Raw genomic sequence first — 25,740 nt, 5'->3', positions numbered from 1 at the left:
TCGCCTCGATGTCTTCAGGGCTCAAAGGCGGTCGGGTGGCGTTCTTGCCACTGGGGTCGCCGATCATGCCGGTGAAATCACCAATCAGAAACACCACGTCGTGACCCAGCTCCTGGAACTGGCGCATCTTGTTTATCAGCACTGTGTGGCCGACATGAAGATCGGGAGCCGTCGGATCGAAACCGGCCTTGATCACCAACGGACGACCTAGCTCCAGCTTTTCCTTCAAGCCGCCTTCCGGCAGAATCTCGTCACAGCCGCGCGCCAGTTCGTCCAGTTGTTCCTGTATTTTCATAGTTATGAGACTACCCGTGATTTTCAGCAGCAGAACTTTAGCACTACACGGCCGCTTTTGAAGCCCGAGCCGCGGATATACGTCTCAAAAACAGGCATTGGCGACGACAATTTCCAAGCATTTGGCAGTTGCCATCGGTAAACATTTTTCCGACCCAGAACCCACCTCAGTTTATTTTTTTAACGCTATGATTTTGAGAGTCTTTTCTTTGACGTTAGCTATGGCCGGCTGTAAAGTACCGGCAATGCCGCACCCCCGGAGATTTACACCGTGCCAAGACCGGTGAGCCTTTTGCTTCACGACTACAAACAAAATTCCGCCAAACCTGATGCCCCTGGCAAAGCCTGGCGATGGTTCGCACTGGGTTTGGGCTTGCCGCTGCTCGTTGTCGCCGGCGTCATAATGATCAAGAACGCATCCGGATCGAATCAGACGAGCGAACCGGCTGCAGGAGCGAATCTGACCAGCCAAGCCGTCGAACAATTCGATGTAGTAACGGACGCGGTAGAGGTTGCGCTCAACGACGCTGCTCAGACCTCAGAACCGTTCCCGCAATTCGTCAGCCGCCCAACAGTTGTTGCCAGAAGCGCATTTCATCCACCTCTGGCCCTGCCAGAAGCGCCTGTGTTCGATGTTGTCCGCCATACGATCAAGTCGGGCGACACTCTTGAGCAGGTCTTCAGGCGCAATAAAATCAGCCTTGCCGACCTGGCGGAAATTGTCCAACTACCCGAGGCCGCCAGCCACTTGAAAATGCTGCGCCCTGGCGACACTTTCGAGATTGGCCACGATGCAGGCCAGTTGATGAGTCTCTATCGAGAACTAAACCTCACACAGTCATTACAAATTTCCCGCAGCGACGAAGGCTTTTTTGCCGAGCTGGTGGAACGCCCGATAGAAACCGTTCGTCGCAACGCCTACGGCCGGATCGAATCGTCGTTGTTTGAAAGCGCCGCGTCGGCGGGGCTGCAAGACAAGCTCATTATGAATCTCGCAGGCATATTCGCCTGGGACATAGATTTCGTACTTGATATAAGAACGAACGACGATTACTACATTCTCTACGAAGAAATTTGGCAGAACGGGAAGTTCGTAACTACCGGCGAAATCATAGCGGCCGAGTTCAATACCAATGGCCGAACTTTTCAGGCGGTCCGTTACGTTGACCCGGAAGGTCGCTCGGATTATTTCACGCCGGATGGGCGCAGCGTGCGAAAGGCTTTCGTTCGTGCGCCGGTCGACTTCACCCGCATCAGTTCAAACTTCAATCCGAACCGAAAACACCCGGTGCTCAATACGATCCGTGCGCACAAGGGAGTGGACTACGCCGCACCCAAAGGCACACCGATTAAAGCAGCGGGGGATGGCAAGGTTATTTTCCGCGGGCGTAAGGGCGGTTATGGCAACGCCGTTATCCTTCAGCATGGTGGCAACATCACCACCCTCTACGCGCACATGTCGAGCTTCGCGAAGAATGCACGTGCCGGTCAACGAGTCCGTCAAGGGCAAACTATCGGCTTCGTTGGCAGTACAGGCCTCGCAACAGCAGCGCACCTGCACTACGAATACAGGCTCAATGGGGTGCATCGAAACCCACGTACGGTACAGCTGCCGCAAGCAGACCCGATAAAAAAAGAGTACCGCAACGAATTCATGGCGACGGCCGAGCCCATTCTTAATGAGCTGCAGAACTACAAGCGCACGCAAATTGCCGCAGCATCTTTTGACTAAGCGCGCGAGTTCATTAATTGCCCGGTAAGCCGGCATGGTGCGGCCTGTACGTCGGCCTAATTTCCGGAACCAGCATGGACGGTATCGACGCTGCCCTCGTCGAGCTCGATGACGCGACCTGCAAAATTATCGCAGCAAGAACCTTTCCTTACGCGACAGAACTACGCGACACGCTGCTCCACCTGAGTCGAAACCCGAACGAATGCACGATCGACGAAGTCGGTCGCCTTGATCAATGGATAGCCGAGTCTTTCAGAGATGCCGCTCTAAGTGTGATTCGCCAGGGCGGCGCGGCAGCCGACGCAATTACGGCAATTGGTAGCCATGGGCAAACTCTGCGGCACAAACCACGCGCCAGCCGTCCATTCACAGTACAGCTCGGTGACCCGAACACCATAGCCGCGGGAACGGGTATCACGACCGTGGCTGATTTCCGCCGACGCGATCTCGCGGAAGGTGGCGAAGGCGCACCGCTGGCCCCGGCTTTTCACGCCTGGGCATTTGGCAGTCCTGCACAGCGGGTGATTCTCAATATCGGAGGTTTCGCGAACGTCACGGTTTTGAACGGCGCGAATAGCAACATCATTGGCTTCGATACGGGACCCGGTAACTCACTCATGGATGCCTGGAGCTTGCTGCACACGGGCAAGCCCTTTGATGAGAATGGTGACTGGGCAGCAAGCGGTACTGTAGATGTCGGCCTGCTTAACAAAATGCTGACCGACAAATACTTTGCACTTGCCCCTCCGAAAAGCACTGGCTTCGAGTACTTCGATCATGCGTGGCTGACACGACATTTGAGCGGCGAATCAGACCGACGAGTGAACGACGTTCAGGCCACGCTGTGTGAACTGACAGCGCGCACTATCGCCGACGCGGTGCATGCCCACGCGGCAGGCGCCAACGACGTCCTGGTTTGCGGCGGCGGCGTGCACAATCAACATTTAATGCTGCGATTGCAGGACAACCTGCCAAACCAACGGGTCGCCAGCACAGCAACGGCTGGCGTGGAACCGGACTGGATCGAAGCGGCTGCTTTTGCCTGGCTCGCAGCGCGCCGCCTGGCCGGCCTTCCGGGCAATATTCCAGCGGTAACCGGCGCCCGCGTACCCGCCATACTCGGCGGTATTTTTTCGGGACGTATTTAACCTTCCCGAAACATCCCGCTTGCTACACTTAGCGATTCAATCAAGAACCCGAGAATTACCTTGGACGCGCCTGCCGTACCTGCCACCGACCCCTACATCAACCGGGACCTAAGCCTGCTGGAGTTCAATCGCCGTGTTCTCGAACAGGCGAATGATCCCGAAATCCCGTTGCTGGAACGGCTGCGCTTCTTGTGCATTTCGTGCACCAACCTCGATGAGTTTTTTGAGATTCGAGCAGCATCACTGAAACAACTACTCGAGATTGGGGCGCCAGCGCCCGGCCCCGATAACATGACTCCGCAGCTGCTACTCGACGAAATTCGGCGGCGCTCTGTTGAACTGATACGCGCGCAGTACGACCTGCTGAACGACGTACTGCTGCCGCAACTCGCCGAACACCGAATCGAGTTTGCCCGTCGCGAAAACTGGAGCGATGAACAGTGCGCCTGGTTGGCAAAGTTCTTCCATACGGAAATCGTGCCGGTACTCACGCCATTAACACTCGACCCGTCGCGGCCATTCCCCCGAATACTGAACAAGAGCCTCAACTTCATTGTGCGCCTGAATGGTCAGGACGCGTTTGGTCGACGCCGGCACCGTGCGATTGTGCAAGCGCCGCGGTCATTGCCACGCATCATTCAATTGCCAGACCACCTTTGCAATACCGACTCAGAGTGCTTTGTTTTTCTGTCATCGATCATTCATGAGCACGTTAGTGAGTTATTCCCCGGCATGGCCGTCGATGGCTGCTACCAGTTTCGGATCACGCGAAACAGCAATCTGTACGTCGACGACGAAGAAGTCGACGATCTGGTACGCGCGCTTGAAGGTGAATTGGCGGCCAGTCGCTATGGGGAAGCAGTACGACTGGAAATCAGTCAACAATGCCCGGACGACCTGTGCGAGTTTCTGCTTGACCACTTCGCGCTGGATCATACGGACATGTTTGCCGTAGATGGTCCGGTAAATCTGAATCGACTGATCGCAGTCTGCGAAATGGCTCACCGCCCTGAACTTTTCTACCCGGCATTCACGCCCGGCATACCGGATGCGCTGCGCAACGAAGAAAATGTATTCGCTGTTCTGCGAAAGCAGAACATCTTGTTGCATCATCCGTATCAGTCGTTCGCGCCGGTGGTCGACTTTATCGCGGCTGCTGCAGCTGATCCGAAGGTGCTCGCGATCAAGCAAACCCTGTACAGGACGGGCGCCGCGTCGCCAATTGTTGATCGATTGGTTGAAGCCGCCCGTGCCGGCAAAGAAGTTACCGTGATCATTGAGCTAATGGCGCGCTTCGACGAAGCGGCCAACATTTCGCTCGCCAATCGTTTGCAGGAAGCTGGCGCGCACGTCGTTTACGGCCTGGTCGGGTTCAAGACCCATGCCAAAATGTCGATGGTCGTCCGTCGGGAACAGGACAATCTCCGTCGTTACGTGCATCTCGGTACCGGCAATTACCACCCAGGTACAGCACGTGCCTATACGGACTACGGATTGCTGAGCGCAAGCCACAAGCTGGGCGAGGATGTCCATAAAGTTTTCATGCAGCTCACCAGCCTGACCGAAGCAAAGAATCTGGATCGCCTGCTCACTGCGCCATTCTCGCTGTTCAATGAATTAATACGACGCATCGATCGCGAAATCGAATTAGCAGAAGCGGGCCAAGACGCTCGCATCATTGCCAAGGTAAACGCTTTGATTGAGCCGCAAATTATCGACGCGCTTTACCGCGCTTCGGCCGCGGGAGTTCAAATCGACCTGATCGTCCGGGGTATGTGCTCGCTGCGGCCTGGCGTTGCGGGGCTATCTGACAACATACGGGTACGCTCGATCGTGGGCCGTTTTCTCGAACACTCACGTGTCTATTACTTCCAAAACGGGGGCGCTGAAGAATTTTTGTGCTCAAGTGCGGACTGGATGGGCCGTAACTTCTTCCGCCGCACCGAAGTGTGTTTCCCGATACGGCAACGGCCACTCAAGAAACGCTTGAAACGCGATCTCGAACTCTTTCTTGCCGACAATTGTGGCGCCTGGACACTCCAGGGCGACGGTCATTACGTGCGCCTGCAGCCGAGAGACGATGAAGAACGCGTGTCAGCGCAACTTACGCTGCTCGACGAACTGGGTGGCAGCGCACCCTGAACTAGTTTGCAATCGTCTCTACTGAAAGAGAGAAACCCACCTGCTTAAGGTAGCCTTGCTCCCGCTGCAAATCCGCCAGCGTCAAAGGGTTTTCCTCCAGCCAATCGGCGGGGAAGGCAATAACCAGTGTGCGTTTGCTCACTTCGAGTTTGATTGCTGGCATTAGCTCGGAACTTCGACTTCGATTGATCAGCACCGCAAGCCGCAGCAGAATACCCAAGCGCAATCCTTTGCTCCGCCAGCCGGCCATCAACTTGCGGCTCGATGACCGACTTAGTTGTCGACGCTGGCTGGCAATAAGAAACGCCAGCAACGCCTGCTCCGACCATGGAAAGCCCGGCATATCCGCGTTGGCAGCAATGTATGCGCCATGACGCTGATGACCATCGTGAGAAATATCCAAACCGATCTCGTGCAAGCGGGCCGCCCAACTCAGCATGCTGCGCGCAAGCCCCGACGTCAGGTCCCAATCTTCCGCACACTGCTGCAGCAAGTCGCGTGCTGTTGCCGCAACTCGATCGGCCTGCCATTCATCGACATGATAGCGAGCTGCCATCGCTCTGACAGTACGTTCGCGTGCATCCTCGTGTTGCAAGCGGCCGAGCATTTCATAGAGCAGCCCTTCCCGCAGCGCTCCGTCCGAGGTTTGCATGCGCGGAATACGCAATACCTGCAGCACCTCAACCAGGATCGAAAGGCCGCCGGGCCAAACCTGGGCACGGCGTTCTGACAAGCCGGGCAGCTTCAGATTCTCAATAGTCCCAAGTTCGGTCACACGGTCAATGAGTGCCTCAACTACCGGCAGCGTCAGCCCCGCTCCGTCGAGAACGCCGATTTCGCGAGCAACGACTTCGGTGGCCAGTATTGTTCCTGACGTACCGATGGCCTGCAGGTCCGGCGCTTCGCGAAAAAATGCTTTGACTGGTCGCAACTCCAAACGCGCGGCGAGGCGCGCACGCTCGAACGATTCACGGCTAATCTCACCATTTCCAAAAAAGCGCTCGGTCATGGCAACACAACCGAGATGGAGACTCTCCAGCGCTTTCGTAGTATCGCCCCAACCGAGAATCAGTTCGGTGCTGCCTCCGCCGATATCGAGCACCAATCGATGACCGGCATGTGGCGGCAGGCTGTGCAGTACCCCTTTATAGATCAGGCGTGCTTCTTCTACGCCCGAGATAACTTCAATAGGATGGCCAAGAGCGTGCTCTGCCGCAGTGCCGAAAAGGCGCGCATCTTTTGCTCGACGCAGGGTACTGGTGCCGGCTGCACGCACATTCTGGGCATGCATATCCCGCAATCGCTCACCGAATCGAGACAGGCACTCCAGCGCACGCTGCTTCGCAGCTTCACTGAGCTCACCGGTGATTTCCAGCCCTTCGGAAAGTCGAACAGTCTCCCGCAAACGATCGATGATAGTCAGTTGGCCGTGGCGCAACTCACCCACGATCATATGGAAGCTGTTCGAACCCAAATCAACAGCCGCAATAACTTCAGGCGCATCCGCGCCGCGGGGTGACCGATCTATTGCTTGTACGGAGTCGACGCTAATGGCCCCGCCCTGGTGCGCTGGCTCTGCTCGCCAGCTTCAGACGTTAAAAGAAGAACCGCAACCGCAGGTGGTCGATGCATTCGGGTTCCGAATGACGAACTGCGCGCCCTGCAAATCTTCTTTGTAATCAATTTCGGCACCCATCAGGTACTGAACGCTCATCGGATCGACAAGCAGTGTCACTCCGCGGTTCTCAACCTTGCTGTCACCCTCTTCCATGGCTTGGTCAAACGTAAAGCCGTACTGGAAGCCGGAGCAGCCACCGCCGGAAACAAACACTCTTAGTTTCAGGTCCGGGTTGTCCTCTTCTTTTATGAGCTCACTAACTTTGTCCGCCGCCGCATCGGTAAAGACGATCGGTGGTGGCGGCATTGCGTTACTGCTGTTGTTTTCAACTTGCATGATTTTTGTCCTGCCCGAGCAATCACCGGGGTGTTGTCAGGTATTTCCGACGGCTTTCGCCGGCTCAGCATCTTCTGCCTTCGACAGCAACGGCACCTGCCCACCTGGCTGGTGCACCAGCTTGCCGTTGATTTCAGCGCCTATCGCCATTTCGATCAGATTGTAATACACATTGCCAATGACTCGCGCTGTGGGACCGAGTTCCACCCGATGCCCCGCAACGACGTCACCACGGACAATGCCGTTCAGTATGACATGGGGCACTGTCACGCCACCTTCAATAGCACCGTCCTCAGATACCGTCAGTGCGGAGTTGCTTTCCGGATCAGCCGTGACACTGCCTTTGACGACACCGTCCACATGGCAGCCTCCGGCGAAGTGCAAGTCCCCGTTAACCTTGGAGTTACTGCCAACCAGGGTATCAACAACAGTGTGTCGCTTGTGCTTGCGCCCGAACATTTCCTCTCCTCAGCTCTGACTCATCTGCCAGAGGTAGCTTTGTTTCACGCTTTCGACCGATTTGGTGCGCGATGTCACTTCAATATTGATGCGTTCCGGCTGAAAACCGGCCGGCATTATCAGTTGACGGTCAAAATCCTGAAAATAGCGGAAGGCGAAAGGCCAGCTGCTGTCCTCATTCTCCGGCAGCAGCTCGTCCAGCGTGTAGGTACGGGCGGTGCCATCCTGCTCGCCTTCCACACTAAAGTCGACCTCACCTTTGACCGTCTGATCGTGCTGCTTCACCTGAACCAGCACTACTCGAAGGTTGTACACGCCCTCGTCATTCGCCTTGGCCAGCTTCACGTCCTGGACGCGCAGACCGCGACCGCCATCCTCTGGCGAAATAATGCCGCGGTAAAATTCTATGGCGTCCCGCTGCTCCTGAATCTTGCGCTGAAACTCGCCCAGACTCGCCTCGACGTCCATGTAGGCTGCCCGATCTATATCGCGATGCGTCTCCAGCACCGCAATTTGCTCCTTCTGAGCCTCAATTGCCGCCTCAAGCTGCTCAATCTCCAAGGTAAACGCCTGTCGATCGGCGAACGCGTCTGCAACGTTGTAGCCAGCCTGTATTCGACCGAACTCAAAGGTAAGATAAGCGCCGAGCAACACTGCGACAACGAGCCCGACGCGTACGGCCCAGGCAGGCACGCCGCTGATGTGTACCGGAGATTTTCTGCCCAAGATGTACTGCCAAACCGTGTTAAAGGCGTTATGTTACGCGCAGGCCAGCGCAAACAGAAGTGCAGCAGATCACGGAATCGCACAATAACAATATGAAAAATACGCGAAACTTATTGGTACACCGCCAGAATTCGGGGCAAGTTCTGTGGCAATTATGCAGCTAAGCCAATGGTACCCGTGGGTCAAAGCCCTGCATGTCGCGTTCATGGTGACCTGGTTTGCCGGTTTGTTTTATTTGCCGCGGTTGTTCATTTACCACGCAGAGGCAAACGACGCGATCAGCCTGCAACGCTTTCAGGTCATGGAACGCCGGCTTTACGCCATGATGACGCTCGGCGCCACAGTAACAATCGTTCTTGGTCTGCTGTTGTTGTGGATTAACCCGGGCTTGCTGATAATTTTCTGGTTTCGCGTCAAATTGCTCTTGCTGGCCGGGCTTATTGTCTTTCACCTGCGCTGCCGGCACTGGATGAGTCGCCTGCAGAACGGCTTGCGCCCGGAAAACACCCGCTGGTTACGATTCTTCAACGAGATTCCGGTCATTTTTCTATTGGGTATTATTACCCTGGCAATCCTGAAACCCGCTTAGTTTTCGACTGACTTGCGCTGTTGAGCCGCATCCTTGTCGAACACAACCTTCCAGCGATGCGGCCACCACTTGGGACGCGGGGGCAAACCGTCCGGGAACAGCGACGGCCCGAGCGCGTTCAAAGCCTGCACGTACACTCGTCGCTTGAAATAGATTACTTCAGTGACCGGCCGCCAGAAATCCACCCAGCGCCAGCGATCAAATTCGGGTGTATCACAGCAATCAAATCGCAACCGGTCCTCACCGCCGCGCAATCTGAGCAGGAACCATTGTTGTTTCTGGCCTATGCACAACGGCTTGCTGCCGTGCCTCAAGTATTTTTTGGGCAGGCGGTATCGCAACCATTCCTCCGTTTCGCCCAGTATCTCAACATCCCCTGGCCGCAAGCCGACCTCCTCGCGCAATTCGCGAAACATCGCCTCCTGCGCCGACTCGTGCTCGTGCATGCCACCTTGCGGGAACTGCCAACCCTTGCTGCCGACGCGACCGGCCAACAGCAATTTGCCCTCGGTGTTGCACAAAATGATGCCCACATTAGCGCGGTAACCATTGGAATCGATACAGTCGTTACTCATAGCTGGCAATGTTTCATTTGCAGGAACTGACGGAACAGACGCTTAGCTTGCCCGAATTTATGTCACTTGTACCACCCCCTTGCATTGATTAGCCTTGCGGGCAATCAGAATGAGGCACGCGACGTAGAGCATGTTATTCCACCTTTGGAGCGATCGGCCGTGCCACTAAGACCTGCTTTCCGGCTCTTCTCCCTGCTACTACTCCTCGGCGTGGCGAGCATCGCCGTCGCGTTGCTCTATGGCAGTGCGAACCTCGGAGCGAGCGACGTGCTCGATGCATTCAGCGGCAACGCGCCGGCCGCCACCCACACCGTCGTCATGGAATTGCGCCTGCCACGGGCATTGACCGCCTTCGGCGTCGGCGGCTTGCTCGCGGTCGCTGGCGTATTGATGCAGGTCCTGCTGCGCAATCCGCTGGCAGAGCCGTACATCCTCGGCAGCTCCGGTGGCGCGGCCGTTGCCGCCTTGTTCGCCATGTTGCTGGGCTGGAATGCGGTCATGCTCGACAGTGCTGCCTTCGCCGGCGCCATGATGGCCAATCTGCTGGTGTTTTCGATTGCACAGGGGACCGGCAGCTGGACGCCGGCGCGCCTGTTGTTAACCGGCGTCGTGCTTGCCGCTGGCTTCAGCGCCGCGACGACATTGCTGTTAGCCCTCAGCCCTGATCAGAACCTGCGGGGCATGCTGTTCTGGCTCATGGGCGACCTGAGCTTCGCACATGCGCCTGGCCGCACCTTGTGGCTGCTACTTGCGATCACTGTCGCGGCGACGCTGTCTGCGCGGCATCTGAACGTGTTGTCGCGCGGCGAACTGGAAGCCTCTGTTCTCGGCCTGCCGGTTGCAACATTCCGGCTCGCACTCTTCGCCGTGACTGCGTTGGCTACCGCCATTTCCGTCACGACGGTCGGCGTCATCGGCTTTATTGGCCTCGTGGTACCGCACGCGATTCGATTGCTGGCCGGCAGCGATCACCGCCTGCTGGTCCCCGCCTCTGCACTTGCCGGTGGTTGTCTGCTCGTTGTTGCTGACACGATTGCCCGCAGCGTACTCGCACCTCAGCAACTGCCGGTCGGTGCGCTAACCGCTGCGCTTGGCGTTCCGCTGTTCCTGTTCCTGATGAGCCGTAGTCGCCGGCTATCCTGACACCGCAAAGTTCATGAGCGAGGGAAAACCACGATGTGGTCAGTTTCCAGTCGAATACCGATCGCCTCACCTACCGGATGATTGTGATGACTCGGCACCGATGACAAGAGCGTCGCTCCACTAACTGTTTTCAGCTCGTACAGAAACTCGGATCCTTTGAACTGCTTGGAGATGACCTCGGCTTTCATTGTACTATCGTCGTCGTGAATCACGTCATCGGGACGCAGCAATACATCGACCGAGGTTCCCTCGACCAAGGAATCCTCCATGCGCCCGGACATCGTCCCCAACTCGGTCTCGACAAGATTCTCGCCACGGACCAGCCCTTCCAGCCACACACCTTTGCCTACAAAATCGGCAACGAAGCGATCCGCTGGCCGGTGATAGAGTCGATAAGCGCTATCCCACTGCAGCATACGTCCGCTGCGCAAGACACCGACGTCATCAGCCAGTGAGAACGCGTCGTGATGGTCGTGCATGGCAACCAGCGCTGTTGTTCCAAGTTTCTTCAGCAACTGCCTGATCTCCTGCCCCAGATCCTGGCGCAGGCCCGCATCGAGATTGGAAAACGGTTCATCCATCAACAACAATCGCGGTTCAGGTGCCAGTGCTCTGGCAAGCGCTACGCGCTGTTGTTGCCCGCCAGACAATTCGTGCGGGTATCTTGCTGCGAAGTCAGACAAGCCAACCAGTTCCAGGAACTTCATGGCCAGCAGACGAGCGTCCCGTTTAGGGTGTCGGTGCAGAGCGAACGCTACGTTTTGCTGTGCGGTCAGATGGGGTAACAGGGCGTAGTCCTGAAACACCATGCCAATGCGGCGCTCTTCCGGCGGCACATGGTTGCCTTTTGAATTCAGCAACGTAGCGCCTGCCCGAATCTCCCCGGCAACGATACGTTCGAATCCAGCGATGCAACGCAGCAACGTAGTCTTACCACAACCGCTGGGACCCAGAATGCACCCGACGCGCCCGCTTTCCAGGGTAAGCGAGACTGCATCCAGTACCAGCTGATCAGTGTATCGATGGTTGATTTCGCTGATTTCAAGCATCAGTCGTTACGCCGGCTAAGAATGACGACGGGCACCAGGCCAGCCAGCACAATCGCCAGTGCCGGCAAGGCTGCGCGCTGCCACTCGCCTTCCGTTGTGAGCTGAAACACGCGCACAGCCAGCGTGTCCCAACCGAATGGCCGGGTCATCAAGGTAATAGGAAGTTCTTTCATGACATCAACGAAAACCAGTAGCAACGCCGTCACGATCGCGGGCCTGAGTATCGGCACGTGCACTCGCCCCAGCAATCGCAAGCCCGATATACCCATGCCGCGCGCCGCATCTTCGATACTCGGCTTGATGCGCAACAAAGCACTCTCAACCGGGCCATGCGCCACAGCGAGGTACCTCGCCATGTAGGCCAGCAGTACAACGCTGAGCCCGCCTTGCAACGCGACGACCGTACCGCTATCGGCAAGAAGTGTACCGTTAATCCAGCGGCTCAGCGCCGCCACCGGCACGAAAAACCCAACGGCCAACACAGTGCCCGGAATGGCGTAACCCAATGTTGCGAGACGCGCGAGTGCTTGATTAATTCGACCGGGCGCGTAACGCACGGCAAAAGCCAAAAGCAGGGCAACAGACGTAATCAATGCTGCTGCCAGAGTCGCCAACATCAGCGTGTTTGCTGCCAGCTGCCAGTAGCGGGAATCGAATTCAACCCCAAAGCTGCGCACGCTCCAAATCAGTATCAGACTGGCTGGCAACGCGAATGCAATGAACAGAACGAAGGAACAGTAGGCACTGACTGACAGTCGCTGCACCTTGCTCAGCAGCAATCGGTGCTGGCTGGCACTCGCCGTGCTGGTGTAACGAGACGCACCGCGGAAGCGTTTTTCCAGCAACAACGCGCCCAGCACGAGTGTTACGAGAACCAACGACAATTGCAGCGCAGATTGCAACGAGAACAAGCCGTACCAGGACCGATAGATTGCCGTAGTAAAAGTGGTGAAGTTGAACAACTGCACCGTACCAAAATCGGCAAGACATTCCATGATTGCCAGGCTAACGCCGGCGACAATCCAGGGCCGCGCAAGGGGCAATGAAACACGGAAAAAACCTTTCAGGGGTCTGAAGCCGCAGCTTTGCGCCACTTCGATGCCGCGCACGCCCTGACTGGCAAACGCCTGTCGGGTTATAAGAAATACGTACGGGTACAGTACGAGACTCAGCGTAAGGATCGATGCGCCGGCAGGCCCGAGTCCAGGAAATTCAGTATCGGCTCCGAACGTCGCGCGCCAGCCCGTCTGCAGCGGCCCCGTGTATTCGAACAACGCAGCAAGCGCAAAGCCCAGTACATAGCCGGGCATCGCCATCGGCAGCAACAAGGCCCACGAAAAAAAGCGGCGACCCGGGAACTCGCAAGTCGCTACAAACCACGCAAGCGATACACCGAGGACCGATGTGATAGCGGCGACACCGGCGACAAGTAAGAGCGTGTTGCCGAATGCTTCCGGCAGAACGTAGGTCAGCAGATGCGACCAAATATCACCTGTGTCGGCGAACAAGGATGACAACGCCACCAGCAGTGGCGCTGAAGCTACCAGCGCAATCATCCCCACCAGCAGCCCAAAGCCGACGTGCCGCCCGGATTGGGCGGCACGTGCAGAGGCAACAGCGGGTTGCGCTGACACTGCCTTGGTAATTTGCATGGGCTTCAGGCGCTACACGCGCATTAGAATCTAGCGATAGCCGGCCCGGTCCATGAGTTTCACCGCGTCTGCCTGGAATTCACCAGCCTTTGCAACGTTCATCGGACTCGGAGAAAACTCGCCCCAGGCGACAACCATTGGGTCCGCCGCCACCATAGGGTTGGCCGGATACTCCATGTTTTCGCCACCAAGCAATTGCTGCGCCGTCGGTTGCGACATCCATTCCAGCAAGGCAATAGCACCGTCCGGGTTCTTGGCATGGCGAGTTACACCGGCACCTGAAACATTGACATGTACGCCGCCCGTATCTGCTCCCGGCCAGAAGAGCGCAACCGGAATGTCCGGATTCTCTTTCTGCAGACGCCCGAAGTAGTAAGTATTCACGATGCCGACCTGGCACTGGCCCGCCTGTATGGCTTCAATCAATTTGGTGTCATTGGAGAACACATCGGTTGCCAGATTGGCTACCCAGCCGCGGACTATCTCTTCGGTGCGACGCTCACCCAATGACGCAATCAACATCGCAACCAGTGACTGGTTATACACTTTCGCGGAGGTTCGCAGGCACAGCTTGCCGGCCCATTTTGGATCAGCAAGATCTGCATAACCTTTGAGGTCAGCCGGAGCTACGCTCCGCGTGTCATACACAATGGTCCGGGCACGGACCGACATCGCGAACCACTGATTTTCCGGATCCTGCAAGTGTTCGGGTATGGCTGCTTCCAGCACATCGGAACGCACCGGTCGAAGTACGCCCTTTTCCGCCGCGTACCACAGGTTGCCAGCGTCCACGGTCAGCAATACATCGGCCGGTGAAGTTTGGCCTTCCGCAAGCAACTTCTGGATCAGCGGTTGTTCACTGTCTGTCGTGTAACGGATCTCAACGCCAGTCTCGGCGGTATACGCGTCGAAAATCGGTTTAATAAGCTGCTCTGCACGGGCCGAATAAACGACGACAGGATCCGGTGCCTGGTCAGCACCCGCGGTCTTGGCAGGCTGAGAGTTGTCAGCACCACAAGCAACCAGCAAGCAAGCGATCGCTAAGGTGGTGATTCCTGGAATACGGGCGGAAAACAAATTCGGCATGGCAATGATTCACTCTGCTAACTTAATGATAATGCTTCTCATTATCACATACGGCAGGAGTACTTGCCAACGGCTAATTGGTCGCTATTCGACAGCCACCCGGTCGCGCCCCTCGGACTTGGCCCGGTAGAGCGCAACATCGGCGCGCGCCAGCAATGAATCACCCAGCGACTTAAGATCAACCCCCTGCGGCGGCGCGGCACAGGTCGCTATACCGATGGAAGTGGTAATGATCTCGCTCTGCTCCGCGGTGACTGATACCGGTGATGCAGAAATCGTTGTACGAATACGCTCCGCGAGCGCCCGTGCCGCCGCAAAGTCCGTGGCCGGCAACAAAACGACAAACTCCTCGCCACCGAATCGGGCCGCCACGTCACTAACCCGAACCTGAGACTCAATTCGCTGTGCAACCTCGCGCAAGACTTCGTCTCCCGCCGCGTGCCCATAGTTGTCATTGATCCGCTTGAAGTGGTCTATATCAAGCATCAGGCAAACCAGCGTGGATTTTTCGCGGGAGGCACGCGCGAGCTCCTCTTTGAGGCGCAGTTGCAGGTAGCGACGGTTGTGCCAACCGGTAAGAAAATCCGTATGCCCGCTGCGCAGCAAGCGGGCCCGGTTGAGAACATTCTCCAGGGAAAACGATGCAATGACACCGAGGTGCGAGAAAAAGTCCGTTGCGTGCAGCGCGGTAAAGCGATCGTCGTCCTTGCTACCAAAATTCAGGCTGCCAAGCAGTCGCCCCTTGTGCATTAACGGCAGCAACGCGATAGACGACAGGCCTGCATCTGCCGGCAGTATCAGCGAATGATCAGCCTTCATGAAGCGACCGAGCCACGGCCGGGACAACGAAATAAACTGCGGTGCCATGCCACTGAGACTATCGACGAAAATCAGGCCGGGAAATTCAACCGGGTCGTGACCACTGGCAAGCAACAGGTGACGCGTGTTGTGATCCGGGTCTGCAAGCACGACACTGACTGCGTCCAAACGGTAGCTGTCGCGTAACCCGTCCAGTATGACCCGCAGCAGCGACGCGATATCTTCCGCATTCAGTAGCGTAAGCTCACGTTCCTGTGAAACGCGCAGAATGCGGGTGTTCCGCTCTACCTCATTCGTGAGTCGTTTGAGCTGGCTGCGAAGCTGTCGGAGCTCATTTTCCAGGTCCCTCTGTGACCGCATAGCCACTCACTCCGTCTGCTCATTCGACGTATAAACTTTTACCAGAAAAAACCGGCAGGTGCTGTGAAGTGCCCCGCTCTAAACAGAGTCACTCGGTGCACTGCGCGTCGCAAGGTATTCCTTACCGTGACGCATGAGTTCGACGAAGCCTGCCTGGTCACCGTCGGCGACCAGTTTGCGGATTCGATTGACGGAATCGCACAACGCGTCCAACGGCCCGATACCGAACTCATTCAGATGCTGAATTTCAAAGTACAAGTACGGGTTTTCGCGAGCGACCGCGCTTGAGATAAGTAACTGCGAATCGAAGGTGGTCGACGAGAGTTTGGCCAACCTGGGGGCCGCCTCGCCGCTTTCTGCAAGCGCCGTAAAAAAGGCAATGTTCAGTGCATGCGACAAGCCCAGCACGTAGGCGATCAGCCTGTCGTGATCTTCAAGATTCATTTCCAGTTGCGTGACCATCGTCGCATTGAACATTTCTCGGGCAGTACGGGTTGCGTCGGCACAGCCCGTATCAACGAAGATCAGATGCCGACCCGACAACAGGTTGGTGTCCGGTCCGAACATCGGATGTAACGACGTAACCTTGCAACCCGCGGCGGCCATCTCGCGCAGACCCGCTTTAAGCGGCGACTTTAACGAGCCAATGTCAAACACCAGCCCGCGCGGCTTCAACGTTGCCAGTTCCAGCAAAATTTGCCCGGTGATGGCCAGTGGCGCGGCTACGACGATGACATCAAAATCAACGCCCGCGTCATGCCAGTCCCGGTAGCGGCGATCACCGTCTTCAATCGTGGTATCGGCGATGGTCACCGCATAACCCTGCGATGCAAAGAACTCCGCGAACCAGCCGCCCATTTTACCCGCGCCACCAATAAGCAGGACGCTTTGTCCATCGCCACGGCCCTCAGCAGCAACCCTGTCGCGCTCCTGACTTGCGAGCGACGAACGGATCAACGACGCCATGATGGATTCCGCCAGGTCGGGATCAACGGACACTGCGCGCGCTTGCTCCCGGGCCAGACCCAGGACGACTTTCTCGCGCTCGAAATCCCGGGTCGCACGCCCTGTGGTGAGCTTGGTCTTGCCAATGCGGCCAACTATCTGCTGCCGCCTGGCTATTAATTCCACCAGCTGGCGGTCGATGCCGTTCAGCTCGTTGCGCAGTTCATCCAGTTCCATGTTGAAACAGTTCCTAATAGTGTGTCGATGCTGACCCCGTTTTACCGCAGATTCCGTTGCAACAGAAGGAATCGGGTGCGCGAAACAAAAAAAGCCTCCGGACCATCGGTCCGGAGGCTTTGGCCATACAGCCTGTTTATTGTGGCAAGTCGATGTCAATGACGACGATGCTGTTTGCGCTTCTTGTCACGCTTCAGTTGGTTGTGACGCTTCGCCTTGTAGTCGCGCTTCCGGTAATGCTTAACCCGGTAGTCCCGATCGTAGCGTTGGTAGATGTGCTGCCAGCTTCTCTCGAACCTGAGCTGGTGGAGGTTCCGCTCATACCAACGCAAGAAGTCCCGATTATTCCGTAATGACCGCGGCAACGCCGATCTGTGTTGATACACATACCGTTGCCCGCTCAAATGACCGCTATGACTGCTGTACCCAGGTTCGTGAGCATTGGCCGCGGGTGTCGCCGCGAACATCAGTCCGGCCAGCAGGGCCAAAGTTGCATATTGTGAATTGATCGTTCGCATGACAGGTGTCTCCTTTCGCTACATCACGACGCCAGAATACGGCCGCGGCGATGAACCGGAGCTTAATGCAACGTATTGTTTTTATTTGCTTTATGAACGAAAGCTGAACACCAACCTGGAGCCGGATGCCGCCGCACTTAGGTCTTGAACTGCTGCTTGATCGCCTGCTCGCCCTACCGGGATGGGGGCCAATCATGCGAGTATTCCGGCACAGCCCCGCTCACCAAGACTGACAGGAATTTCTATCCATGAAGACGCGTGCCGCCGTTGCCTTTGAAGCTGGCCAACCATTGCAGATCGAGACCCTCGACCTTGAAGGACCCAAAGCCGGCGAAGTCCTGATCCGAAACGTAGCGACTGGTGTTTGCCATACCGACGCATTCACTTTGTCGGGCGAAGATCCCGAGGGTATTTTCCCGGCTGTACTGGGCCACGAAGGCGGCGCGATCGTGGAAGAAGTTGGTCCGGGAGTGCGTGACATCAAAGTAGGTGACCACGTCATTCCCCTGTACACACCCGAATGCCGCGAGTGCAACTTCTGCACGTCCGGCAAAACCAATTTGTGCCAGGCCATACGCGCCACGCAGGGCCAGGGACTGATGCCGGATGGCACGACCCGATTTTCGCTGAATGGCAAACCCATCTATCACTACATGGGCACCTCGACCTTCAGCGAGTACGGCGTATTGCCGGAAATATCTCTGGCCCGGGTCAGCAAAGCGGCGCCGCTGGAGAAAATCTGCCTGTTGGGTTGCGGCATAACGACCGGCATCGGCGCGGTACTGAATACCGCCAAGGTCGAACCCGGTTCAACCGTCGCTGTGTTCGGTATGGGTGGCGTCGGCTTGAGCGCGATACAAGGTGCCGTAATGGCGAAGGCGAGCCGGATCATCGCCATCGACATCAATGACGGCAAATTCGAGCTTGCGCGCCAGATGGGCGCAACGGACACGGTTAATCCCAACGACCATAGCAATCCGATTCAGGAAGTGATTGTCGAAATGACCAACGGTGGCGTTGATTATTCTTTCGAATGCGTCGGCAATGTAAACCTGATGCGGGCAGCACTCGAGTGCTGCCATAAGGGCTGGGGCGAATCGGTCATCGTCGGCGTTGCGGGAGCTGGCCAGGAAATTTCAACCCGACCGTTCCAGTTGGTCACAGGACGCGTTTGGCGCGGTTCAGCATTTGGTGGGACACGCGGCAAGACTCAACTGCCGGGCATGGTCGATCAATACATGGGCGGTGAAATCAAGGTCGACGAATTCATCACGCACACTATGCCGCTTGAGGACATCAACAAGGCGTTCGACCTGATGCACGAAGGCAAGAGTATTCGTACCGTCATCCATTTTTAAGCGGGTCGATAACTTTCCGGCTGCATAACAAACGTATGGACCGCACTACCTGGATTGACGGCAGATAGTAGGCCACCGCACGGTCTGCTACTCTCCGCGAACAATGGCCAGACCGTCTGGCCGGTGACTATCAGGCAAGCAACCGTGAACAACCATCAGGTAATGGACCGTCTACCCGAGGTCCTTCCGCGAAACCCCATGAACCTCGCCAGCGAGTGGTTTAATCATGCGCAGGCACATGCTGAGCAGCGCAATCCGAATGCGATGTCGCTGGTCAGCGTCGGCGACGAGCTGCAGCCGTCGGTTCGCATCGTACTCTGCAAGGCATTCGTCGCAGAACCCGGCTACCTGGTCTTCTACACCAATTACCAATCCCGCAAGAGCGAGGAAATCAGCGCACATCCGCGGGTTGCCGCCGTCATGCACTGGGACGCTCTGGGTCGGCAGATTCGTATCGAAGGCCAAGCCGTGCGCTCACCCGCGAGCGAAAGCGATGCCTACTTCGCGACCCGCGGCTGGGGCAGCCAGCTCGGCGCGTGGGGCTCCGACCAAAGCCGCCCGCTCGAATCCCGCGACCAGCTGATTAAACAACTGCGTGCACGAGCGAATGATCTGGGTATTGCTCTTGGTGACGACACGAACACCCTGGCCAGCGAGTCGCCGCCCACAATTCCGCGCCCTCCGCACTGGGGTGGATTTCGAATCTGGGTGCAGGCCATTGAGCTATGGGTGGAAGGCGGTGATCGTATTCATGACCGCGCCCGCTGGAACCGAACACTGACGATCGATGACGCGCAGGGCTGCTCAACAGGTAGCTGGAGCGGCGGCCGTCTGCAACCCTGACGGCTACAGTGATGAACGCAGCACTGATCGAACAACGTATAAATTGTCCGTTTTGCGGCGAATCCATGCACGTGCTCATCGATACCTCCGCCGGTGATCAGACGTACATCGAAGACTGTCAGATTTGTTGTCGGCCGATGCAGGTTGCATTCACCTGCATTGATGAAGACACCGTGGACGTTCGGGTAAGTCGTGACGGCTGACTGGCGGCTGGGCGCGGCACTTCTGACCGCCTTTTTTTGTTCGGCGCCGGTCGGTGCCGAATTTCGCCTCAATCAAGGTACCAATATTTCGGCTGACGTAAATCCTGCCGATGGACGACTGGCCGTAGACCTGCTCGGCAATATCTGGACAGCCGCAGCACGCGGTGGCGATCTGCAAAAGCGAACCAGTCAATCAGCTCCGGCGCAACGTCCGCGCTGGTCACCGGATGGTCAGGAAATCCTTTACCAGACCCACGGCGCCAGCGGCACCGTACTCTGGCGCTACAGCCTCGACAACAACAGCAATACACGATTAACGCCGGTCGGTTTGCAGGAGCAGGCGGGCGACTGGCACCCGGACGGCGAACGTGTTGTGTACTCGGCGACGCGCGATGGCGGCAGCCTCGACATCTGGGAACGCGATCTGGCTAGTGGTCTTGAGTACCGACTGACTCACCACGACGGCGACGAGAGCGAACCCGCATGGTCCGCCGATGGCCGACACTTGTGTTACGTCCTGCACGAGAATGATCGCTGGTACCTCGTCGTGCGGCGTTATTCCGGCGAACCACAACGTGTTCTGGAATCGGCAACGCCACTATCAGCTCCTTCCTGGCGACCTGACAACACGTTGATCACGTACCTGCAACAAGGCAGGTCCGGACAGCTCAGTCTGAATATGCTGATACTGTCGGAGCCGGCTCTCGCGCGAACGCTGGTCGACGGAGAAGATTTTTTCCTCAGTGCCGCGAGCTGGATTGATCGCACGCGCTTTGTGTACACCGCGGACGGCGTGATCAAACGCCGGCACTTTGAAGACCGCGAGTCAGAGGACATCCCTTTCTCTGCGCTGGTGCCGAACGCCGGCCCCAGCCGTGAACCGGCCGGCCCCGTGCGACCATTGCCCGCCGGGAATCCAGCTCGGGGTGAATTCGTTATTCGTGCCGCACGGCTGTATGACGGTCATGGCGTCGACTATCGCTACAACGTCGATGTACTGGTTCGCGACGGCATTGTAGTTGCCATTGAAGATCAGGCGCCGCGCGCTGATTTAACCGTGTTCGATATCGGCGACACTACCGTCATGCCGGGCCTCATCGATATGTACGCCAGCCTGCCTGCCGACGACGCAGCCGCTATGGGCCCGTTGCTGCTTGCCTTCGGAGTGACGACATTGGTCTCCGCCGACGCTCCTGAGTTTGACAACAACGTCTGGGCTGGCGACGTACTGCCGGGCCCGCGGCTGCTGCGCGCCGCCGAATTCACCCAGGAGCTGCCCGCGAATACGGCGCGGGACATTCGCCTGCTGACGGCCGTTGAACAACGAACCGCAAACCCCCAATTGAATTCGGCGCTGGCGCTCTGGCGCAAACGCGGCGTGCCGCTGTTGGCTGGCAACTGGAGTTCAGGACTTGCGATGAACGCTGAACTCATGCTGGGCACGGCGAGTATGCCGGTGTCACCACAGGGCCGTCGCTACGCCGACATCGTCGAACTGACCAACGGCGGACCACTGCTGCTGGTATCCGGTATGGCTGACGCGGGCACGCCGGGGCTCGCCGCTTTGCGGGCATTGCCGCCGGCAATGCAACTCCCAACCTCTGCAGCAGCCGCGCGCAACTCTGGCACTACGCCTCTGATTGGCAGCAGCATTAATTCGGTCGTTGTCGGTAGTCGCCCATCGGGGTTACCCCCGGGCCTGGCAACACAGGCAGAACTCCTTGCCCTGCAAGCGGCCGGATTACCTCCCTACCAGGTCCTGCACGCCGCAACCGGTGCCGGCGCAACAGCGCTCGGGCTGGGCGCGGAGCTGGGCCGGATCGCAGCGGGCGCTCGCGCTGACCTCCTGCTGGTAGCTGGCGATCCTCTGCATAACGTCGCCGACAGCGCGCAGGTTGTTGCCGTGGTAAAGGACGGCCGCTTCCTTAGCGTAGCCAGCCTGCTCGAACGCGTCTCGCTCAGTCGCGTCGATTAATTTGACAGGCAAAGGCCTTTCTCAGCCCTGTCGCCCACTTGCGACAGTATTGAACATAATCAAATTCCGTGTTTTCGCCGCAACAATAGTTAGCTGCGCTTATTGAGTAAGTTTATCAATAACTTACAACTCAATTGACGAAAAACTGCCGGCACCGCCTTCGACAGACTGTCGGGTTTATTTACAAAGCAGCCTTCAGTGCTCGTTTGCTACACGCAATTTTTTCCGTAAGCAGTTGAAAACCAGTTTAAAAGACTGGGTTGGCATAGCTCTTGCTTTGTATGTCCTGCCCAAGCGAAGTGTAGTTGGCACCGGTAAACGGATTCATTACAAACAGGATTTAGACGCCAGAAGAAAAACAATCACAAAATAATAAGATCAAAATCCAATAATAATAATTCAGTTTTGTGCCTGTGATCCGGATTCCCAGCTACCTCTCTGACTAAAGAGAGATTAGCCCCGCAACTTTGTTGCGGGGCTTTTTATTGGCTCATACCAAATCGAACTAGCGCGGCACTTTAGCCGCCGAAACCAGTCTCAACTGCAGCACGGCAATCACTGACTTTGCGGGGGATTAGGTATGAATTCGAATCGGATCACGTTGTACGCGCTGTGCATCCTTCTCTGCTTTAACGCACAGGCCGCCGCAACAAGTACCGCTGCTACGACCGACGCCTATACGGCTGCCGTCAGCAACGCCGCTCGCAGCGAGGAAGATCGGCAACGTGATGCCGGCCGAAAACCTGGCGCCGTGCTCAGATTCCTCGGCATCAAGCCCGGCATGACCGTTCTTGACCTGTACTCAGGCGGTGGCTACTACACCGAGTTGCTGTCGTACGTCGCCGGCAGCAACGGCAAGGTCATTGCTCACAGCAACGAAGCCTATGCGGGATTCGCCGGCGATGAAACGTCCATCCGTTACGCGGATGATCGCTTGCCAAACGTCGTCTCGCTGATGGCCGAGAATAACGAACTTAAACTGCAAGCAGACAGTCTGGATGCCATCCTGATGGTTCTGGCATACCACGACATCTACTACGTTAATGCCGAAGGCGGCTGGCCGAAAATTGACGGCGAGAAACTTCTCGCAGAACTCTATCGCGGCGCCAAACCCGGCGCCGTTCTTGGCATCATCGATCACTACGCTGCTACGGGTTCGCCGCGCGAAACCGGCGGCACAACCCACCGCATCGATCCCGACCTCGTCATCGCTGACGTTGAAGCGGCGGGCTTCACACTCGAAGGACAAAGCGATGTCCTGCGCAACCCGAACGATGACTACAGCCGGGTCGTGTTCGAACCTGACTTGCGCGGTAAAACAGATCGTTTCGTACTGAAGTTTCGCAAACCTCGCTGACGGCAACTTGCTTGCAGTACCTGGCCCCTCGCACTAGTCTCAGTACCTAAGGTGCGTCGACTACAGCGACGCTGGGCAGTGGAGAGGATCGCGAATGAGTCTGTCTCGGAAGTTCCTTGTGAAGTACACGGCAGCGGCAGCGACGGCACTGTTACTGGCTGCCTGTGCAGGCCCGGTCGTGCAGTCCTACGAAGAAGCCACTGTTACCGACTTGCAGGTAGCCATGCAGAACGGCGAGCTGACCGCTCGACGCCTGACCGACTACTACCTGCAAAGAATTGAACGCATCGACCACAGCGGCGCAAATCTTCGCTCTGTCATTGAAGTAAACCCTGACGCCCGAAGTATCGCCGACGCCCTGGATGATGAACGGCGCGATGGCAAGGTCCGCGGACCCTTGCACGGGATACCAGTCGTACTGAAAGCGAATATCGATACCGGCGACACCATGACAACCAGCGCCGGTTCGCTCGCGCTTGCCGGACACCGTGCCGCAGACGATGCCTTTCTTGTTCGGCAATTGCGCGATGCCGGCGCCATTATCCTGGCCAAGACCAACTTGAGTGAATGGGCTAATTTTCGCTCGACCAATTCGTCCAGCGGCTGGAGCAGCCTCGGCGGCCAGACCGGCAACGCCTATGACCCACGCCGTAACCCGTGCGGATCGTCGTCAGGTTCCGCCGTCGCCGTTGCCGCAAACCTGAGTGTTCTTGCCATCGGCACAGAAACCGACGGCTCTGTTGTTTGTCCGGCGTCAATCAACGGCATAGTGGGTATCAAGCCAACGCTGGGTTTGATCAGCCGCGACGGCATTATTCCGATTGCCCACAGTCAGGATACGGCGGGGCCAATGGCACGGACGGTGAGCGACGCCGCCATTCTGCTCAATGCTCTGGTCACCAAAGACGACAGCGACCCGGCCAGCGCTGATCGCCCGGCGTCGCTACCGGACTATGCCGCCGACCTGCGGACTGATGCGTTGCAAGGCAAGCGCATTGGCGTGCTCCGCAATTACGGCGGCGCCGGCAAGAACGACGCCGTTGAAGGCGTGTTCACAGCCAGCATCGCGATGTTGCAGTCACTGGGCGCGGTCATTGTTGATCCGGTGGACTTAGACACTGACGGCATGGGTGATGCCGAATTCGAAGTTCTCTTGTACGAGTTCAAAGCTGATCTCAACAAGTACTTCGCTGAATCGAACACGCCCGTATCCAGCTTGAGCGAACTGATCGCGTTCAATAACGCACATGCGGCCAATGTCATGCCGATTTTCGGGCAGGAGCTTCTGATAATGGCCGACGCCAAAGGCCCGCTGACAGACGAGGGCTACCTGAATGCCTTGGCCGACAGCAAGAGCATCGCACGAGACGGCATCGACAACGTGCTCGAGGAACACCGACTCGACGCATTGATCGCGCCATCCAATGGCCCGGCCTGGCTCACCGACCACATCAACGGCGACACGTTCAGCGTCGGCAGCTCGTCACTGGCCGCCGTATCGGGTTATGCGAGCATTACAGTGCCGGCAGGTCAGGTGCAGGGGCTGCCGGTCGGCTTGTCATTTATCGGCGGTGCCTACAGTGAAGCCGAACTCATCCGACTTGCATACGCTTTCGAACAGGCCAGCGCTGCGCGACGTGCCCCTGACCCGGAAAACCCGCACCGACCATAGGCCAAAACGCGGGCTTTGGCACAAAATGCGAACTGTTCGCTGGCTCAAAACGGGCGCAACAGGCGTAATTCACTGTCGTCAAGACTGTTGAAGACTCATGTTCAAGGCCATACGCGTAACGATACTGCTGTTTATCCTGGGGATGGTGCTGACCTCAACGTGGTTGTCACAAGCCCGCAGCACTGACTGGAACAACAGCCTGTGGGTCAAAATCTACCCAATCAATGCGGACGGCAGCCGGATCAGCGACGACTATATTCGCCAGCTTTCGGTCGAACAGTTCTCCGGTATCGAAACCTTTGTCAGCCGCGAAGTTGAACGCTACGGCCACGACCTGAAGCGCCCGGTACGAATCGAACTGGGAACGCTGATCAGTGAACAACCGCCCGAACTACCGGATGCCTACAACAAACTGAAAGTCATGTGGTGGAGTCTGCGCATGCGCTGGTGGGCACACAGCGTGGCCAGCCCGCAAGACTCACCGGCGCCGGACGTCAGGATCTTCGTCCGCTATCACGCGCCATCAACAGACTTTCTGCTGGAGAATTCGGTCGGCCTGCAAAAAGGCATGGTCGGCATTGTGAACGGATTCGCCGGACGCCGGCATGACGGCAGCAACAACGTCATCATCACGCACGAGTTCCTGCACACGCTGGGCGCTACAGACAAATACGAAGCAGCGAACGGCCTGCCACGTTTTCCGGAAGGCTACGCCGAACCGGATCGCTCGCCACGCTACCCACAGCGTTTCGCGGAAATCATGGGTGGACGAATCGCACTGGCTGACGATGACGCGGTCATTCCGCGCAGCCTGAAGTACGTTCTGATTGGCGAACAGACCGCCGCCGAGATTCGACTGATACCCTGACGCGCCCGACTGACTGGCGTCGCCGCGGCTTTGCCG

General features: G+C 57.3%; 24 protein-coding genes (1 of these 24 only partly in view). 13 read left to right on the top strand and 11 right to left on the bottom strand.

Going from position 1 to position 25,740, the window contains the following annotated elements; genetic code table 11:
• Positions 1-295, bottom strand: the beginning of a protein-coding gene (gene tyrS / locus AC0L8N_RS12315; protein WP_473667986.1) for a tyrosine--tRNA ligase. It extends 902 nt beyond the left edge of the window; 295 of the gene's 1,197 nt are visible here — the first part of the coding sequence; its start codon is at positions 293-295; its stop codon lies off the left edge, out of view.
• 282 nt (positions 296-577) lie between these two features.
• Between tyrS and AC0L8N_RS12310 the strand changes: the two genes are divergently transcribed.
• Genes AC0L8N_RS12310 through ppk1 form a run of 3 tightly spaced genes read left to right on the top strand, consistent with a single transcriptional unit; the run spans position 578 to position 5,316 of the window.
• Positions 578-2,026, top strand: a complete 1,449-nt coding sequence (locus AC0L8N_RS12310) for an OapA family protein (RefSeq protein WP_473667985.1) — start codon at positions 578-580, stop codon at positions 2,024-2,026.
• A 17-nt stretch (positions 2,027-2,043) separates the two neighbouring features.
• Positions 2,044-3,174: an anhydro-N-acetylmuramic acid kinase gene (locus AC0L8N_RS12305; RefSeq protein WP_473667984.1), complete on the top strand. Its 1,131-nt coding sequence runs from the start codon at positions 2,044-2,046 to the stop codon at positions 3,172-3,174.
• 60 nt (positions 3,175-3,234) lie between these two features.
• Complete coding sequence (ppk1, locus tag AC0L8N_RS12300) at positions 3,235-5,316, top strand: polyphosphate kinase 1 (protein ID WP_473667983.1); 2,082 nt, start codon at positions 3,235-3,237, stop codon at positions 5,314-5,316.
• A gap of 1 nt (position 5,317) precedes the next feature.
• Here the strand turns inward: ppk1 and AC0L8N_RS12295 are convergent, their stop codons facing one another.
• The 4 genes from AC0L8N_RS12295 to AC0L8N_RS12280 all read right to left on the bottom strand — a co-directional run bounded on the left by AC0L8N_RS12295 (position 5,318) and on the right by AC0L8N_RS12280 (position 8,455).
• Positions 5,318-6,769, bottom strand: coding sequence for a Ppx/GppA phosphatase family protein (locus AC0L8N_RS12295; RefSeq protein WP_473670143.1), 1,452 nt, complete (start codon positions 6,767-6,769; stop codon positions 5,318-5,320).
• Positions 6,770-6,904: 135 nt separating this feature from the next.
• A complete protein-coding gene (gene erpA, locus AC0L8N_RS12290; protein WP_473667982.1) occupies positions 6,905-7,270 on the bottom strand; it encodes an iron-sulfur cluster insertion protein ErpA in 366 nt (121 codons plus the stop codon).
• Positions 7,271-7,306: 36 nt separating this feature from the next.
• Positions 7,307-7,729: a bactofilin family protein gene (locus tag AC0L8N_RS12285; RefSeq protein ID WP_473667981.1), complete on the bottom strand. Its 423-nt coding sequence runs from the start codon at positions 7,727-7,729 to the stop codon at positions 7,307-7,309.
• Between the two features lie 9 nt (positions 7,730-7,738).
• Positions 7,739-8,455, bottom strand: coding sequence for a DUF6776 family protein (locus AC0L8N_RS12280; RefSeq protein ID WP_473667980.1), 717 nt, complete (start codon positions 8,453-8,455; stop codon positions 7,739-7,741).
• 154 nt (positions 8,456-8,609) lie between these two features.
• Here AC0L8N_RS12280 and AC0L8N_RS12275 point away from each other — a divergent pair, with 154 nt between their 5' ends.
• Positions 8,610-9,044: a CopD family protein gene (locus AC0L8N_RS12275; RefSeq protein WP_473667979.1), complete on the top strand. Its 435-nt coding sequence runs from the start codon at positions 8,610-8,612 to the stop codon at positions 9,042-9,044.
• Here the strand turns inward: AC0L8N_RS12275 and AC0L8N_RS12270 are convergent.
• The gene (locus AC0L8N_RS12270; protein ID WP_473667978.1) at positions 9,041-9,619 is read right to left on the bottom strand and encodes an RNA pyrophosphohydrolase; all 579 of its coding nucleotides are present in this window, start codon (positions 9,617-9,619) and stop codon (positions 9,041-9,043) included. The two genes, AC0L8N_RS12275 and AC0L8N_RS12270, sit on opposite strands and share 4 nt — an antisense overlap.
• A 159-nt stretch (positions 9,620-9,778) precedes the next feature.
• On the opposite strand from AC0L8N_RS12270, the gene AC0L8N_RS12265 reads away from it, so the two are divergent.
• Positions 9,779-10,762, top strand: coding sequence for a FecCD family ABC transporter permease (locus AC0L8N_RS12265; protein ID WP_473667977.1), 984 nt, complete (start codon positions 9,779-9,781; stop codon positions 10,760-10,762).
• Between the two features lie 11 nt (positions 10,763-10,773).
• Here AC0L8N_RS12265 and AC0L8N_RS12260 read toward each other — a convergent pair whose 3' ends face one another.
• From AC0L8N_RS12260 to AC0L8N_RS12240, 5 genes are all read right to left on the bottom strand, one after another.
• Complete coding sequence (locus tag AC0L8N_RS12260; protein WP_473667976.1) at positions 10,774-11,811, bottom strand: ABC transporter ATP-binding protein; 1,038 nt, start codon at positions 11,809-11,811, stop codon at positions 10,774-10,776.
• A complete protein-coding gene (locus AC0L8N_RS12255; RefSeq protein WP_473667975.1) occupies positions 11,811-13,463 on the bottom strand; it encodes an ABC transporter permease in 1,653 nt (550 codons plus the stop codon). Before AC0L8N_RS12255 ends, AC0L8N_RS12260 begins: the two co-directional genes overlap by 1 nt.
• A 30-nt stretch (positions 13,464-13,493) precedes the next feature.
• Complete coding sequence (locus AC0L8N_RS12250; RefSeq protein WP_473667974.1) at positions 13,494-14,549, bottom strand: extracellular solute-binding protein; 1,056 nt, start codon at positions 14,547-14,549, stop codon at positions 13,494-13,496.
• 84 nt (positions 14,550-14,633) lie between these two features.
• Complete coding sequence (locus AC0L8N_RS12245; protein ID WP_473667973.1) at positions 14,634-15,728, bottom strand: GGDEF domain-containing protein; 1,095 nt, start codon at positions 15,726-15,728, stop codon at positions 14,634-14,636.
• 78 nt (positions 15,729-15,806) lie between these two features.
• Positions 15,807-16,910 carry a prephenate dehydrogenase/arogenate dehydrogenase family protein gene (locus AC0L8N_RS12240; protein ID WP_473667972.1) on the bottom strand — a complete coding sequence of 368 codons (1,104 nt, stop codon included), beginning with the start codon at positions 16,908-16,910 and terminating at the stop codon, positions 15,807-15,809.
• Positions 16,911-16,966: 56 nt separating this feature from the next.
• Here AC0L8N_RS12240 and AC0L8N_RS12235 point away from each other — a divergent pair, with 56 nt between their 5' ends.
• The 8 genes from AC0L8N_RS12235 (at position 16,967) to AC0L8N_RS12200 (ending at position 25,704) form a co-directional block, all read left to right on the top strand.
• Positions 16,967-17,263, top strand: a complete 297-nt coding sequence (locus AC0L8N_RS12235) for a hypothetical protein (protein WP_473667971.1) — start codon at positions 16,967-16,969, stop codon at positions 17,261-17,263.
• A gap of 413 nt (positions 17,264-17,676) precedes the next feature.
• Positions 17,677-18,786: an S-(hydroxymethyl)glutathione dehydrogenase/class III alcohol dehydrogenase gene (locus AC0L8N_RS12230; protein ID WP_473667970.1), complete on the top strand. Its 1,110-nt coding sequence runs from the start codon at positions 17,677-17,679 to the stop codon at positions 18,784-18,786.
• Between the two features lie 144 nt (positions 18,787-18,930).
• A complete protein-coding gene (locus AC0L8N_RS12225) occupies positions 18,931-19,629 on the top strand; it encodes a pyridoxine/pyridoxamine 5'-phosphate oxidase (protein WP_473667969.1) in 699 nt (232 codons plus the stop codon).
• An 11-nt stretch (positions 19,630-19,640) separates the two neighbouring features.
• Complete coding sequence (locus AC0L8N_RS12220; protein WP_473667968.1) at positions 19,641-19,832, top strand: CPXCG motif-containing cysteine-rich protein; 192 nt, start codon at positions 19,641-19,643, stop codon at positions 19,830-19,832.
• Positions 19,822-21,807 carry an LpqB family beta-propeller domain-containing protein gene (locus AC0L8N_RS12215; RefSeq protein ID WP_473667967.1) on the top strand — a complete coding sequence of 662 codons (1,986 nt, stop codon included), beginning with the start codon at positions 19,822-19,824 and terminating at the stop codon, positions 21,805-21,807. The genes AC0L8N_RS12220 and AC0L8N_RS12215 overlap by 11 nt, the downstream gene beginning before the upstream one ends.
• Positions 21,808-22,387: 580 nt before the next feature.
• Positions 22,388-23,164, top strand: coding sequence for a class I SAM-dependent methyltransferase (locus AC0L8N_RS12210; RefSeq protein WP_473667966.1), 777 nt, complete (start codon positions 22,388-22,390; stop codon positions 23,162-23,164).
• Positions 23,165-23,258: 94 nt separating this feature from the next.
• Complete coding sequence (locus tag AC0L8N_RS12205) at positions 23,259-24,836, top strand: amidase (protein ID WP_473667965.1); 1,578 nt, start codon at positions 23,259-23,261, stop codon at positions 24,834-24,836.
• 97 nt (positions 24,837-24,933) lie between these two features.
• The gene (locus tag AC0L8N_RS12200; RefSeq protein ID WP_473667964.1) at positions 24,934-25,704 is read left to right on the top strand and encodes a hypothetical protein; all 771 of its coding nucleotides are present in this window, start codon (positions 24,934-24,936) and stop codon (positions 25,702-25,704) included.
• Positions 25,705-25,740: the final 36 nt, after the last annotated feature.

This window comes from Woeseia sp. D3-10, assembly GCF_055809415.1.
This window is presented reverse-complemented; position numbering and strand designations above follow the sequence as displayed.